This is a genomic window from Pseudoalteromonas sp. C12FD-1 (genome assembly GCF_037414265.1).
GTDB lineage: Bacteria > Pseudomonadota > Gammaproteobacteria > Enterobacterales > Alteromonadaceae > Pseudoalteromonas.
The window spans coordinates 98,471-113,842 of record NZ_JBBEVD010000063.1 but is presented as its reverse complement, the minus strand read 5'-3'; the positions used below and the strand labels follow the sequence as shown (position 1 = coordinate 113,842).

Genomic DNA, 15,372 nt, shown 5'->3' with positions numbered 1-15,372 from the left:
AGTTAAAAGAGATAATATTTTTGTAGGGTAACTCAAAATAGAAGTGTTTGAAAACACAGAATTACCAATATGATAATGATTCAATTAAGCCTGCATATTATAACGGTAAGTACTGTTTGTTGGTCTAACAAATTCAATCACAGGTTTAACTTTTGTATTTAATGTTTAAAAATAGCGGTAGCAGTATTTTGCTGTAATGCATGCAGCAACATATTCACTTAAAGCGTGCTTTAGGCTTGAATTTATTTTAACTGCCCCGATATCTCTTTCATGCAACAAGATGTAGATAACATGAATATAAACCCGCGAGATCAACAAATTTTTTCAGCAGTAATGAGCCTTTATTGTAATGGTGAAGGGTTACCCGTTCCATCAACAAAAATAGCCAAGCAAAAAGGCATGGCAGTGTGTTCTGCCACTGTACGAAATGCGATGGCACGACTTGAAAAAGTAGGCTTGTTATATTCCCCTCATACATCGGCAGGTCGTGTACCAACAAACCAAGGGTTTGATTATTGGTTTGATGAATTTTTTCCGCTAGCTGACATAGCTAATTACTGGCAACCAGAGCAAGCACAACTTGTAGAGCTGGCCCATGGCTTAAGTAAAAAGTATCAAGTATGTTGTTGTGTAGGCTTACCCCAAGCAAGCTCGCAGCAAGTGTTTAGAGTAGAAGTGCTAGAGTTTGATTCTAAAGATTGGCTGGTACTACTTATAGACAGAGCAGGACAAAGCCATAACATTTGTATCAACAAACCTGATGATTCCTCAGATGCTGTGCGTTATCAATTTGCTACTTGGTTAAACACGGTATTTAGCCAACAAACCTTAATGGAAGGTTTGTACCGCATGCAAGCTATGGCAAATACCGCACCGCGTAATTGTCATGATTCACTCACACAGTGGACGCGCCAGCTTAGTCAAAAATTAGGATCAGATAACAGCATTGTAGTAGGCGAAAACTATTTATATAAAAAAATAGACTGCGAACAAAGCTTAAATATTGGTGTTTCATTTTTAAATTTTGTTGAAGATAAACTCGCATTTAAAAATGGTGTATCAGTTTTAAACACTGAAAATTTACCGTTCACAGAGTGTAATGAGCTGATAGTAATTAGTGTGCCGTACTTTCAAAACCAAGAGTATCAAAGCCGCTTTTGCGTAATTTGCCCTAAATCGGCGCAAATTGAACAATTAATCCAAGAATTTAAATTATTAGAGCCATCTAACTCTTGAATCTTTTTATTCAATCCCCATAATTACCGCAGTTGTAAAGAATTGGAGCACGTATTTTATGTCTGAGCAGACACAAAACCCAGAGCAAGAAGTAGAACTAAACGAAGAAGTAGCTCAAATGGAAGCAGATGTTGAAGCAGCAGTAGAAGCTGCAGAGCAACACGAAGCAGACCAAGAGCAAAGCCCTGAAGCTGAAATTGCGATGTTATACGCAGAGCTTGAAGCTGCAAAACAAACCATCGCAGATCAAAAAGACAGTGTAGTACGTGCAGCAGCCGACGTTGACAATATTCGTCGTCGCGCAGCACAAGATGTAGAAAAAGCACATAAATTTGCACTGGAGAAGTTTGCTAACGAACTACTACCAGTAATCGATAACCTAGAGCGCGCTATTGAGTTTTCTGATAAAGAAAACGAAACCTTAAAGCCATTGCTTGAAGGTATTGATATGACAGTTAAAAGCTTTAACGATGCGGTTGCAAAGTTTGGCGTTGAAATTGTTAACCCACAAGGTGAGCAATTTAATCCAGAATTCCACCAAGCAATGTCTATCCAGCCAAGTAACGATGTTTCACCAAACACAGTACTTGCAGTAATGCAAAAAGGTTACACATTGAATGGTCGTTTATTACGCCCTGCAATGGTAATGGTTTCTAAAGCAGCAGATGCTTAAGTAACAGCTTGTTTTTAAAAAATGCCTCACAATGAGGCATTTTTTTTGTCTATTTTATAGTGGATTAACTGCACCAGCATAGTTAGTAGCACGGCGCTAAACATTAAGCTTGAAAACGGCACAGCACTTTTTGCATGCATAACTGCAAGTAATGGTCCAACTAATGCGCCACTACCAAAACGTAGCGTGCCAATAACAGCCGTCGCTGTGCCGGTGTTTTTTTCAAACTTCATCAGTATTAACGAGTCGGCATTACTCGCTGTTACCCCTAGGCTCATCATTAAAGGCGCAATGGCCGCTACAATGTAATATAACGATAGATGTAATAAGCTAAAGGTTAATAACGACAGCCCCGATATAAAACCGCACGTAAGCCCTATATAGAGCATTTTACGAGAGCCAATCCTAGGTACTATTCGGGTATTTAAAAAGTTACCAAACATCAGAGCCATAACATTGAAGGCAAATAAAATGCCAAACAATTGCTCAGACACATTATATAAATCTAGGTATACAAAAGGCACTGAGGTTAAAAAACAGAAAAAGCCAAACGAGACGAACATAGAGCTTAAAATATCTGCCCGCGCATCTTTATTACTCAGCACGGTTTTATAACTGTCAAAAAATAAAGCGAGGCCTTTTTTCTCGTTTGTGTGAATAGGGATATCAATTAAATACACCTGCACAAATCCAAGTATCATAAAACTGTATGCAGCGAGCACTATAAATATGGTAGACCAAACAGAGAACCCTAAAATAAAAGACCCAACAGAAGGCGCTACTAAAGGCGCTACCATCATAATCATTGACACATACGACATACCTTTAGCGGTGTTTTTTTGATAAATATGCCTAATTACCCCAGGTACAATAACTGTGGCAGCGGCGCCGGTGAATGCCTGTGCAGCTCTAAGTGCCCAAAAAGTGTGTATTTCAGTGGTAAATGCCAACGCAAATGAACTTGCACCAAACAAGGTTAAGCCAATTCGGGCTAGTTTTCGTCGTCCGAGTTGATCGGCAATAGGGCCAAAAAATAACATGCCTAACGAGTAGCCAGCTAAATAAATACTTAGCGAAATTTGTACATTTGGCATAGTGGTTTGTAAATCGTTCGCAATCACTAACATGGCGGGTAAATACATGTCTATGGCCAAAGGTGTAATGGCAACAATACTGGCTAATAAAGGTAATAATATTCGGGTATTAAAAGAAGAAGCCGAGGCATCCATGTAGTCACTCAACAATCACTAAAAACAGGGTTTATAGTGTAACAGGGCTATGTAAAGGTATAAACTGAGATTACTCGTGAAATTAATTTATTTATTAAAAATAAAGAGCTAAGCAATAAACAGCAAAGATTCTAAATTGGCACTGTGTTTGCTATCCTACAACTAATAAAAAATAAAGATTTAAAGGAAACACCATGAAAAAGCTTGCCCTTGCCTTAATCGCAACTGCAGTTTTAGCAGGTTGTAAAACATCGCCAACAGGGCGTACACAAATAGCGCTGTATTCAGATCAGCAAATGAGTGAAATGGGCACAGCCAGTTTTGCTCAAATGAAAGAATCACAGCCAATTAATAAAGATGCGAAAACCAATGCGTATGTAAATTGCATTGCTGATAAGGTTGTAGCTGTTTTACCTAAAGAATATGCGTCGCAAAGTTGGGAAGTTGTGGTATTTGAAGATGAGTCGGCTAATGCCTTTGCACTACCAGGTGGTTATATAGGTGTGCATACGGGATTATTGAAAATAGCCACCAATCAAGATCAGCTTGCAACAGTATTAGGGCATGAAGTGGGCCACGTTATAGCAGAGCATTCTAATGAACGTGTATCACAAAGCTCAATTTTAGATACCGGTATGCAATTAGGCAGCGCTGCGCTTGAAATGGGCAACGTACAATACCGCAACGAAATTATGCAAGGTTTAGGCTTAGGAGCCCAATACGGTGTAGTTTTACCGTTTAGCCGTTCACACGAATCAGAGGCCGATACCATTGGCTTAGATTTAATGGCGCAAGCAGGCTTTAACCCACAAGAGTCGGTAACCCTTTGGCAAAATATGAGCGCAGCAGGCAGTGGCAGCACACCTGAGTTTTTATCTACTCACCCTGCACCGAGCAATCGTATTAAAAATTTACAAGCACAAATGAGTAAAGCTCTTAGTGAGCAAAGTACGGCTAAAGCGCAGGGTAAAAACCCGCAATGTACGCTGTAAATTAGTTTTTTATAAAAAGCCCCGTAAGCAGTTTACTTACAGGGGCTTGATTTTATTAAGCATAAAGCTATTACTCATACCAATCGGCATAAGTAAGTGATCTATTTTGAGGATGGATAAACGTGTTGATAGCAAGGCAAAAAATTCGCTATTTATTTGTTCTAAATGAGAATTTTTTAACGCAGATAGCGACACGTTTAGCCCCACAAAATGATTAGATATTATTGCGGATTGGTATTACTTAGTGCCTGTTTAAACACCGCTTTAAATCGCTCAAAATCTTCCACTTGCGGTAAATGACCTAAATTATCAAGTTCAAACAGTTGCGCATCAGGAATAAGCGCAGCGGCGTGCTTACCTAGTTTGTCATAACGCCCCAGCTCGTAATTAACCCCATCTTTTTTCCAGTTTCGGCCAGGGCCGGTTCTATCGCGCGTACCAATAATTAATTTAACTGGCACGGCTAGGTTTTTAAATTCAGTGATCACCGGTTGGGTAAAAATCATATCGTACGTTTTAGCGTTAACCCAGGCAATTTGCTCTTTATCTGGGCCTTGTATTTGCCCTGTTATAAAGTCAGTAAGAGCGGAGTAGGTGGCGTTCCACTTTCCATCGTAATAGTTTTTTTGCTGATATTTTTTAACGCCCTCGGGGGTTTTGTTAAGCTCATTTTGATAAAAAAAGTTGGTGTCTTTGTATTTTACATAGTGTAGGTAGTTTTCAAGCCCTATTGGATTAAGCAAAATCAGTTTAGAGGTTGTATTTGGGTACATTAATGCAAAACGGCTCGCTAGCATTCCGCCCATAGAGTGGCCTACAACAATCGACTTTTGTAAATTTAGCGAGTCCATTAATGCATGGGTATGGTGCGCAAGCGCCGCAAATGAATATTGATAGTTAGTGGGTTTAGAAGACTTACCAAAACCAATTTGATCGGGGATCAACACCCCAAAGCCAAGCGATTGTAAGTAACGTGCTGTGGGGCTCCAGTAGTCGGCATTAAAGTTTTTACCGTGCATTAGCGTAACGGTTGGCATATTTTCTTTAGTCGGCTTTAAATAAATATACGCCATTTTTAGTGATTGCTTTTGTGACTCAATATTAAAGTAATTTACTTTAAAGTCGTATTGATAACTGCTTAAAAGCGCATCGTAAGATAGAGACTCTGTATTTACTTCACTACTTGCTAAAGCATTATTAGTTAAAGCTAACAATGCAGAAAAACATATAACTTTAATTGGCGACATTTTGTTACTCCTTTAAAGGACAAGCCATAGGCTTAAAAGAAGTACGACAATAACTAAGTATTGAAAGGGGTTCAATTAAATACTTTTCATGGCATAAAAAAGGAGCGCCTTAAAGCGCTCCGTTTATACAATTTCAACTCAAGGAGGTTACTTAAAATGTCCACTCAACATGTATTTGTGGAACCGACTCAGTTACCTCGGTACCTAATTTGTTGTGCCAGTATTGTAATTCCATACCCAATAATAGGGTGTTTTCTTTCATTTCTAAAGCATGGCCCATATCCCACACTAAAATAGGCTGTGCGAGTATCCAGGCTTCTACGTCGTTACCAAATTCATCTTCGCGCTCTGCGATGTACTCAGCGTGCCCTTTAAAGCTAAACTTTTGCGAACCTAGGGTAAACGGATATTCAAAGGCTACATCGAACATCCAGCTGTTAGTTTCAATAGGGGCCCCGCCTTTTGCTACGCCTTCACTGTCGTCAATATAGGCAGTGACAAGTGTTTGAAAAAAGTTGAACCCGGGTACATCCCAGCTTAATTTAACACCCGGCAGGTATTTCATCATTTTGGCATCGCCGGCAACGTTAATTCCGCCAGTGAGGCCTACATCTAATAATGCACCTGTGCCAATTTTCTCACCGCTAATAGCCGATAAGCTTAGCGTTGAATACCATTCGCCGTAAAAGTCGCTATCTTGGTAGCCATCGGTTGTATCGTCTTTGCTGTAATCAATAAAGAAAAAATTATCACCGTAATCATAGCCCGATGCATGTTGCAGCGAGTAAACAGTCGTATCTGATTCTTGCTTGGTAAATGGGTTTTTTTGATCGCCATTATTAACATGTAATGCGGTACTGCTCCAATTTGCAGCAAGGGCAGAAGATGATAAAGCGATTGAAGTAAGGGTAACGAGGGGAAGTAATTTTTTAAATTTCATAATCTATTTTTAACTATAATTTTGGTGACACGCGAAAGCGCGCATTATAGCACAAGGTGTTGATTAGTAGATTATTATTTTAACATATGTTGCAGCTTATTTAGTAAGCTGCAACATAGGGTTTTGCACTAAATTTAGGCTTTGTTACGGCGCAAACAAATAATGGCAATGGCAGTAAAAGCTAAAATAAAGCAGTAGTAAGATGACGTTGATACTTCCCACGGGCTAATTTTAAACGTAGCTCCTAACAGTAATGCTTGCGCACCATAGGGCAGTGAGCCTTGCGTAACACAAGCAAAAATATCGAGTAAGCTTGCAGAGCGTTTACCACTTATTTCGCCATCATCAGCAAGCTTTTTAGCAATAGGACCTGCAACAATAATTGATACCGTGTTATTGGCTATACACACGTTACTGGTTAATACCAAGGCAGCTATACCAAGCTGATCAGCTACTTTGCGGTGCCACTTGGCAATCACTTTTGTAATGGCTTGAATTTTTTGTGCCAGAAAATCAAGGCCGCCGTTAATACGAATAAATTCAGATAAGCCACCAATAAACATAGAAAGTAAAAATATTTCCTGCATATCGGTAAAGCCTTTGTAAATATCTTTTACAAAGCTTGCGCCTTCGTAGCTGCCGGTAAAGCCCATTAGCGCAGCAAATACAATACCGCTAAATAGCACCACAAACACGTTCATACCGGCTACAGCCAATACTAAAATAAAGGCATAAGGCAGCACTAATAATAAATCAAAATCTTTTGTTTCTACTGCTTGTGGAGCAGGGGTTAAATAAAGCAGCAAAGCAATGGTTAGTACTGCAGCAGGAACCGCTATTTTTAAGTTTTCTTTAAACTTGTCTTTCATTTCACAGCCTTGCGTACGCGTTGCAGCAATAGTTGTGTCTGAAATAATCGAAAGGTTATCACCAAACATTGCGCCCGATACTATCGTACCGGCCATTAGCGCAGGGTCGATGCCTGTTTTAACGGATACCGCATAAGCAATTGGCCCTATAGCGCCAATGGTACCCATAGAGGTTCCCATTGCAGTAGAGACAACCGCAGCAATTAAAAATAGTCCAGGTAATAACAGCGATGGGGGTATAAGTGACAAGCCAGCATTTACAACCGCATCCACACCACCGGTGGCACTTGCAACAGCCGAAAATGCACCAGCAAGTAAATAAATTAAACACATGGTAATAATGTTGTTGTGTCCTGCGCCTTTAATAAAGGTTTCAACACATTGGTTTACAGTGCCTTTGTTTAAAATAAAGGCGAGCATAATAGCGGGTAGTATAGCAACCGGAGCTGGGAGCTGGTAAAAAGCGTAATCAACCCCTTGCGATTGTAAATATAAACCTGAGCCTAAAAAAAGGGCTACAAAGGTAAGAAGGGGAAGCAAAGATAGAATTGCTTTGTTTTTATTAAATGTTGGCTGCATTGTATTCCTCATAACCAGTTAGTATAACCACAGCCAAAACTCCTCTTTTAGCTGAATTTAGTAGATCACTCTTTAATAAAAAAAGTAGATGACCACAGCGCCCGCAAGCCAAAGACCAAATCGACGCGAAAGAGAAGTTTAAATGTATAGATGGCTAAAGTAAACTGGTATTGTTATTATTATTTAATTAAGGGCTTACCTGACTATTGCACGACTTTTAGATAATATCTACCGGTGTGCGATTATATGCGGCTAATAATTGCTCAAAGCAAATTTAGGTCGGCAAATTAGTCAGGGTACGCAACAACAGATCCAACTAAATCAGATTAAGGCAATAACAATGAATCGAATCGGTGTTTTTGGTGCTAACGGCAGAATGGGCTTAGCCTTATTAGAAGCCGCGACAATTAAAGAGCAAACACAACTTGGTGGTGCGTATGTTCGTAGCAGCTCATCGTTATTGGGTATTAATGTAAATCAAGTAAACAGTGCAGCCGACAAAGCCATTAGCTTTAGCGATGAGAGCAAGGTTGCTGATGTTGATGTACTTATCGACTTCACCTTACCAGCAGGTATGCGCAATCACTTAAAAACAGCGCTCGATAAAAAATTACCTATGGTTATAGGTACCACAGGTTTAACGAGCGAAGACATGGCATTATTAGAAAATGCTGCTAAACATATTCCTATAGTGTTTGCGCGTAACTACAGCGTTGGCGTTAATGTACTACTTAACCTAGTACAAACAGCGGCCACTAAATTTGGTGACGACCTAGATATAGAAGTGTTTGAAGCGCACCATCGTCATAAAATAGATGCGCCATCGGGCACAGCATTAGCCATTGGTGAATCTATTGCACAGGCTAAAGGGTGGGATCACGATGAAGTAGCGGTATACGACCGCAGCCAAGTAGAAACCGCAAAATCACAAAATGAAATTGGCTATTCAGTCCTAAGAGGCGGGGACATAGTAGGTGAACACACCGCCTATTTCGCAACTATGGGCGAAAGGCTTGAATTAACCCACAAAGCAAGTTCGCGAATGACCTTTGCATTAGGAGCTATAAGGGCTGCGCAGTGGTTGCAAAATAAACCAGCAGGACTTTATGATATGCAAGATGTGCTAGATCTGAAGTAGTTTAGTTACTTTTTTAGCTGTTTGGGTCTATTTTTGCCTAAAGTGACTTATTTGTAGTGTTTATCTAAATAACGTTAGACCTAAATAGCATCTTCATGTAGAATGCAGCCAATTTGCCAAAAATTACTAAATGCGTGTTTCCAATTATACCCAAGTGGCTAGTAAAACCAGGGGTTTCAGTGGGAATGAAAAGAGTTTTAGGCAAGAAAAATGATTGAAGGTTTAGCGTTTTATATCGGCATCATTTAAGACTGCGTAAAACAATTTAAGCTCACATAAATCTGGTTTTGACGATCCCTCTGGGTATTGGCGGGGTGTTAAGCATTTGCTTACTCCCGTTTTTTACTGTTAGGAGGTTTAACTTGACTAAATCCGCTCTGTTAGTCCTAGAAGACGGCACAGTGTTTCGCGGTACTGCAATCGGCGCTGACGGCATGTCAGTCGGTGAAGTAGTATTCAATACGTCTATGACTGGTTATCAAGAAATTTTGACTGATCCATCATACGCGGAACAAATCGTAACTTTGACGTACCCACATATCGGCAATACGGGTACCAACAGCGAAGACGAAGAAGCGAATCAAATTTGGGCTAAAGGCCTAGTGATCCGTGATTTGCCACTGCTAGCAAGTAACTTTCGTAACGAGCAATCGTTAGATGATTACTTAAAACAACGTAATATTTTAGGTATTGCGGATATCGACACCAGAAAGCTTACCCGTATTTTGCGCGACAAAGGCGCACAAAACGGCTGTATTATTGCCGGTGACGAGTTAGACGAAAACAAAGCGTTACAAGCCGCGCAAACCTTCCCTGGTTTAAAAGGTATGGATTTAGCAAAAGTTGTCTCAACCAAGGAAAATTTTGAGTGGCGCGAATCAAGCTGGACATTAGGCCAAGGATTTAAAACCCTTAGCAATGATGATGAAAAGTTTCATGTAGTAGCCTACGACTTCGGTGTTAAACGTAATATTTTACGTATGCTAGTTGATCGCGGTTGTAAATTAACCGTTGTACCAGCGCAAACCTCAGCCGCCGATGTACTTGCTTTAAACCCAGATGGTATCTTCTTATCTAATGGTCCTGGCGATCCTGAGCCATGTACTTACGCTATTGAAGCAATTAAAACCTTTTTAGAAACCGACACACCCATTTTTGGTATCTGTTTAGGGCATCAATTATTAGCACTGGCCTCAGGTGCTAAAACAGTAAAAATGAAATTTGGCCACCACGGTGGTAACCACCCAGTAAAAGACTTAGACCGCGATGTAGTAATGATCACCGCACAAAACCACGGTTTTGCTGCCGATGAAGACACACTACCAAGTAACTTACGTGCCACGCACAAATCGTTATTTGATGGAACACTACAAGGTATTCATCGTACTGATAAACCAGCGTTTAGCTTCCAAGGTCACCCAGAAGCAAGCCCAGGCCCGCACGATGCAGCCCCATTATTTGACCACTTCATCGACCTGATGCAAGCGCGTAATAACTAATTTAACTGGAGTAATAATGCCAAAACGTACCGATTTAAAAAGCATTCTTATCTTAGGCGCAGGCCCAATTGTAATTGGTCAAGCTTGTGAATTTGATTACTCTGGTGCTCAAGCGTGTAAAGCACTTAGAGAAGAAGGCTTTAGAGTTATATTAGTTAACTCAAACCCAGCAACTATCATGACTGACCCTGAAATGGCCGATGCAACCTACATCGAACCAATTCACTGGGAAGTGGTAGAAAAAATTATTGAAAAAGAAAAGCCGGATGCAGTCCTACCAACAATGGGTGGTCAAACTGCATTAAACTGTGCCCTTGATTTAGACAAGCACGGCGTACTGGCTAAACACGGCGTTGAGCTAATTGGCGCAACTGCTGATGCAATCGATAAAGCAGAAAACCGTGAACGCTTTGACGTAGCCATGAAAAACATTGGCCTTGAATGTCCGCGTGCAGAGATTGCTCACTCAATGGATGAAGCGCACGACACGCTTACGCGCATTGGCTTCCCATGTATTATTCGTCCTTCTTTCACCATGGGCGGCACCGGTGGCGGTGTGGCTTACAACATGGAAGAATTTAACGAAATTTGTGAGCGCGGCTTAGATTTATCACCAACCAGCGAATTATTAATTGATGAATCATTAATTGGTTGGAAAGAATACGAAATGGAAGTTGTTCGTGACAAAAAAGACAACTGTATCATTGTATGTTCTATCGAAAACTTTGACCCTATGGGTGTACACACCGGTGATTCAATCACCGTTGCGCCAGCACAAACGCTAACCGACAAAGAATACCAATTAATGCGTAATGCCTCTATGGCGGTACTGCGTGAAATTGGTGTAGAAACCGGTGGTTCAAACGTTCAGTTTGGTGTAAATCCAGTTGACGGACGTATGGTTATCATTGAGATGAATCCACGTGTATCTCGCTCATCTGCTCTTGCATCAAAAGCGACAGGTTTCCCTATTGCTAAAATTGCCGCTAAATTAGCGATTGGCTACACGTTAGATGAACTTCAAAACGACATTACTGGTGGCAAAACACCAGCGTCATTTGAGCCTTCAATCGATTACGTAGTAACAAAAATACCTCGCTTTAACTTTGAAAAATTTGCCGGCGCGAACGACCGCTTAACAACGCAAATGAAATCAGTAGGCGAAGTAATGGCGATTGGTCGTAACCAGCAAGAGTCGTTACATAAAGCATTACGCGGTCTTGAAGTTGGCGCAACGGGCTTTAACCCAATTGTGGCACTTGATGACCCGAAAGCGCGCGAAAAAATCATTCGTGAACTACGTGAGCCAGGCGCTGAGCGTATTTGGTACATTGCCGATGCAATGCGCCATGGTATGAGCGTAGAAGAAGTATTTGAACTAACCAAAGTGGACCCTTGGTACTTAGTACAAATAGAAGACATTTTAAAAGACGAAGCTAAAATTGCTGAAGGTGGCATGGCCGGCTTAAATGCAGAGTTTTTACGTAAACTTAAACGTAAAGGCTTCGCTGACCCACGTATTGCTGAAATTGCTGGTGTATCTGAAGCCGAAATTCGCAAAAAGCGTCATCAGTTAAACATTGTACCTGTGTACAAGCGTGTTGATACGTGTGCTGCCGAATTTAGCTCAGACACGGCTTACATGTACTCAACGTACGATGAAGAGTGTGAAGCTAACCCGTCAGACAAAGACAAAATCATGGTTATTGGTGGCGGTCCTAACCGTATCGGCCAAGGTATTGAGTTTGACTATTGTTGTGTACACGCAGCCCTTGCACTACGTGAAGACGGCTATGAGACCATCATGGTTAACTGTAACCCTGAAACGGTTTCAACCGATTACGATACCTCTGACCGTCTATTCTTTGAACCAATTACACTTGAAGACGTGCTAGAAATTGTACGTGTTGAAAAACCAAAAGGTGTGATTGTACAGTACGGTGGCCAAACACCACTTAAACTAGCACGTGAACTTGAAGCGAATGGTGTGCCAGTAATTGGTACGTCACCAGATGCGATTGACCGCGCAGAAGACCGTGAGCGTTTCCAACAGTTAGTAGAGCGTCTTGATTTACTACAACCAGAAAACGCAACAGTTACATCAACTGAAGAAGCATTACTTAAATCAGTCGAAATTGGCTTCCCACTAGTTGTGCGTCCATCGTACGTACTGGGTGGCCGTGCAATGGAAATTGTTTACGATGAGCAAGACTTACGTCGTTACATGACCGAAGCAGTTCAAGCGTCAAATGAGGCGCCAGTACTACTTGATCACTTCTTAGATAACGCAATCGAAGTTGATGTTGATGCAATTTGTGATGGTGAGCAAGTAATCATTGGCGGCATTATGGAGCATATTGAGCAAGCGGGTGTACACTCGGGTGACTCAGCGTGTTCATTACCTGCACACTCTTTATCTCAAGAAGTGCAAGATGTTATGCGCAAACAAGTAACCGATATGGCACTTGAACTTGGCGTAGTGGGCTTAATGAATACACAATTTGCTGTAAAAGATGGCAAAGTGTACTTAATTGAAGTAAATCCACGTGCAGCGCGTACTGTACCGTTTGTATCAAAAGCGACCGGCATTGCACTTGCAAAAGTAGCAGCACGTTGTATGGCAGGTCAGTCTTTAGCAAGCCAAGGCATTACTAAAGAAGTCATTCCACCGTATTACAGCGTAAAAGAAGTTGTTTTACCGTTTGCTAAGTTTCAAGGTGTGGATCCTATCCGTGGGCCAGAGATGCGCTCTACAGGTGAAGTCATGGGTGTTGGCGATACTTTCGCCGAAGCGTTTGCAAAAGCACAATTAGGTGCAAGCAACACTTTACCACGCGGTGGTCGCGCGTTACTATCTGTACGTAACAGCGATAAGTCTCGTGTTGTAGAACTTGCTAAAACCATGACAGACCTTGGTTTTGAAATTGATGCAACAGGTGGCACAGCAGAGGCTTTAAAAGAGGCCGGTATTGAAGTACGCCGTGTAAACAAAGTATATGAAGGCCGCCCGCATATTCTTGATAACATCAAGAATAAAGAGTACAGCTATATCGTAAATACCACCGAAGGTCGCCAAGCGATCGAAGATTCGAAGGTGTTGCGTCGTGGTGCATTGCAAAACAAAACCAACTACACGACAACCTTGAACGCGGCATTTGCTAACTGTACTGCTAACCAAGCGGACGACCGTAGTAAAGTGACGTCAGTTCAAGAGCTTCACCAGCGATTGAACTAAGGAAATGTACCAAGGCCTTTAGGCCTTGGTGTTAAGTGAGAAAAGTATGCAATCAATTCCGATGACAGTTCGTGGCGCAGAGTTACTGCGCGCAGAGCTTAACGAATTAAAAACAGTTACCCGACCTAAAATCATAAATGATATTGCGGTAGCACGTGAACATGGTGACTTAAAAGAAAACGCTGAATACCACGCTGCGCGTGAGCAACAGGGTTTTTGTGAAGGCCGAATTCAAGAAATTGAAGCTAAGCTTTCAAATGTGCAAATTATTGACGTAACTAAAATGCCTAATACAGGTAAAGTTATTTTTGGTACAACCGTCACTATTGTAAATGTAGAGACAGATGCTGAAGTAAAATACCGTATTGTAGGTGATGACGAAGCAGATATTAAAAATAACTTAATTTCTGTTAACTCACCGATTGCGCGCGGTTTAATTGGTAAACAAACAGATGACGCTGTGACCATTAAAACGCCTAAAGGCGACGTTGAGTACGAAATCATTGACGTTGAGTATATTTAATACTTAGTGTTAAAAAAAACCACACCTTAGCAATAGGGTGTGGTTTTTTTATGTTTGAATTTTAGTATAAGTAATTCGCTTATACCTATTGTGGTATACCAATTCGCAATAATACTTAATCATTTTGCGTGGCTAAACGTGTCGTTAATTGTGTTAAAAAACTCTAATTTAGAGTAACTAAATAGCGAATTTTTTGCCTAGCTATCAATGCGTTTTTCCATACTCAAAGTAAAGCACTCAATTAAGCTGATTGGTATAAGAGACTTATAACGCCACTTACCTCAAGTTGTGACCCCCAAAGTGAACACTTATATTTGTGTGTCGATACAAACATTATTGCGGGAATACCTCTAACGTGACATAGAGGCTGTCATGCTTTACATCTACATTAGCTGGTTGCTCTATATCAAGTGCGGTTTCGGCGGTTAAAAAGTAAAACCCAGCTTTTTGTGGGGTAAAGGTAAACTCACCGCTTTCGTTTACTTTGATGATTTGTTCATTGCGGGTGTTTCTGTGGCGAGTGCCTGCTTTTATAACTTTTAACTGCGTATTTTTTGGCACCGCTTTACCGTTATACACCAGTTTAAAATGAGCAGGCTCTTGGGCAAATAAATCATTGGGATGAGTTTTACCTGTTAACTCTAAACCTTTTCCAATAGGCTGAAAAGTGTTTAAAGAAGGCTCGTTCATAGTGATAAAAGTCTCGACGCGAGCCGCGGTTGTTCTGCGCACTATATTACTGGCGCCTTCTGGGATTACCGGTTTTGGGCCAAATACTCGCCCAGGCGCGCCATTGGCCTTTTTAAATGTGGTCATGGCCACTTCTTTTTGCACTAAGCTCACGCGGTAAGTCCCTGATTGGCTAAAAGGCACGTCAGCCACAGATAAGCGCTGAAATGCTTGCCATTGTATTGAGCTGTCGGTTTCGCCATTGGGTAACAATACATTTGACTCCAATAAAGAGAACAAAGGCTTTAAATCACCAGCATCAATACCTTTATCATTATTGCCCAGCGGGCGGTCTGGGTGAAAAATATCGTTAGAAATACTCGAAATAATGGTTGCATATTGAACCTTATCGCCTGAAAACACAGTATGAGAAGGCACCATGAAACGCTCATGAGCAATACTTATGTTGCTAAATGTAAGGGCCAATAAGCTACAGCTTGCAACAAGCCCTTTGATCGAATGTGAAATTAATTTTTTCATTGT

At 41.0% G+C, this 15,372-nt stretch carries 12 protein-coding genes; 7 read left to right on the top strand and 5 right to left on the bottom strand.

Annotated features, from left to right (window positions below):
- Positions 1–270: 270 nt before the first annotated feature.
- On the top strand, positions 271–1,236 hold the full coding sequence (locus tag WDB87_RS09050) for an HrcA family transcriptional regulator (protein WP_286244692.1): 966 nt from the start codon (positions 271–273) through the stop codon (positions 1,234–1,236).
- A gap of 58 nt (positions 1,237–1,294) precedes the next feature.
- On the top strand, positions 1,295–1,909 hold the full coding sequence (grpE, locus tag WDB87_RS09045) for a nucleotide exchange factor GrpE (protein WP_024033377.1): 615 nt from the start codon (positions 1,295–1,297) through the stop codon (positions 1,907–1,909).
- A 26-nt stretch (positions 1,910–1,935) separates the two neighbouring features.
- On the opposite strand, the gene WDB87_RS09040 is transcribed toward grpE, so the two are convergent.
- Positions 1,936–3,138 carry a Bcr/CflA family efflux MFS transporter gene (locus WDB87_RS09040; protein WP_337849702.1) on the bottom strand — a complete coding sequence of 401 codons (1,203 nt, stop codon included), beginning with the start codon at positions 3,136–3,138 and terminating at the stop codon, positions 1,936–1,938.
- A gap of 194 nt (positions 3,139–3,332) precedes the next feature.
- On the opposite strand from WDB87_RS09040, the gene WDB87_RS09035 reads away from it, so the two are divergent.
- Positions 3,333–4,130, top strand: a complete 798-nt coding sequence (locus tag WDB87_RS09035) for a M48 family metallopeptidase (RefSeq protein ID WP_337849701.1) — start codon at positions 3,333–3,335, stop codon at positions 4,128–4,130.
- A 221-nt stretch (positions 4,131–4,351) separates the two neighbouring features.
- Here WDB87_RS09035 and WDB87_RS09030 read toward each other — a convergent pair whose 3' ends face one another.
- The 3 genes from WDB87_RS09030 to WDB87_RS09020 all read right to left on the bottom strand — a co-directional run bounded on the left by WDB87_RS09030 (position 4,352) and on the right by WDB87_RS09020 (position 7,765).
- A complete protein-coding gene (locus WDB87_RS09030; protein WP_337849700.1) occupies positions 4,352–5,377 on the bottom strand; it encodes an alpha/beta fold hydrolase in 1,026 nt (341 codons plus the stop codon).
- Between the two features lie 151 nt (positions 5,378–5,528).
- A complete protein-coding gene (locus tag WDB87_RS09025; protein WP_286244685.1) occupies positions 5,529–6,317 on the bottom strand; it encodes a nucleoside-binding protein in 789 nt (262 codons plus the stop codon).
- A 134-nt stretch (positions 6,318–6,451) separates the two neighbouring features.
- Positions 6,452–7,765 carry a Na+/H+ antiporter NhaC family protein gene (locus WDB87_RS09020; RefSeq protein ID WP_286244684.1) on the bottom strand — a complete coding sequence of 438 codons (1,314 nt, stop codon included), beginning with the start codon at positions 7,763–7,765 and terminating at the stop codon, positions 6,452–6,454.
- A gap of 340 nt (positions 7,766–8,105) precedes the next feature.
- Between WDB87_RS09020 and dapB the strand changes: the two genes are divergently transcribed.
- From dapB to greA, 4 genes are all read left to right on the top strand, one after another.
- A complete protein-coding gene (dapB, locus tag WDB87_RS09015) occupies positions 8,106–8,903 on the top strand; it encodes a 4-hydroxy-tetrahydrodipicolinate reductase (RefSeq protein WP_138685009.1) in 798 nt (265 codons plus the stop codon).
- Positions 8,904–9,265: 362 nt separating this feature from the next.
- Positions 9,266–10,402, top strand: a complete 1,137-nt coding sequence (carA, locus tag WDB87_RS09010) for a glutamine-hydrolyzing carbamoyl-phosphate synthase small subunit (protein WP_337849699.1) — start codon at positions 9,266–9,268, stop codon at positions 10,400–10,402.
- A 16-nt stretch (positions 10,403–10,418) separates the two neighbouring features.
- Positions 10,419–13,637, top strand: coding sequence for a carbamoyl-phosphate synthase large subunit (gene carB / locus WDB87_RS09005; RefSeq protein WP_286244681.1), 3,219 nt, complete (start codon positions 10,419–10,421; stop codon positions 13,635–13,637).
- A 46-nt stretch (positions 13,638–13,683) separates the two neighbouring features.
- Positions 13,684–14,160: a transcription elongation factor GreA gene (gene greA / locus WDB87_RS09000; protein ID WP_286244680.1), complete on the top strand. Its 477-nt coding sequence runs from the start codon at positions 13,684–13,686 to the stop codon at positions 14,158–14,160.
- Positions 14,161–14,493: 333 nt separating this feature from the next.
- On the opposite strand, the gene WDB87_RS08995 is transcribed toward greA, so the two are convergent.
- Entirely contained in the window at positions 14,494–15,369 is an 876-nt protein-coding gene (locus WDB87_RS08995) for a DUF4198 domain-containing protein (protein WP_337849698.1), read from the bottom strand.
- Between the last annotated feature and the right edge of the window lie 3 nt (positions 15,370–15,372).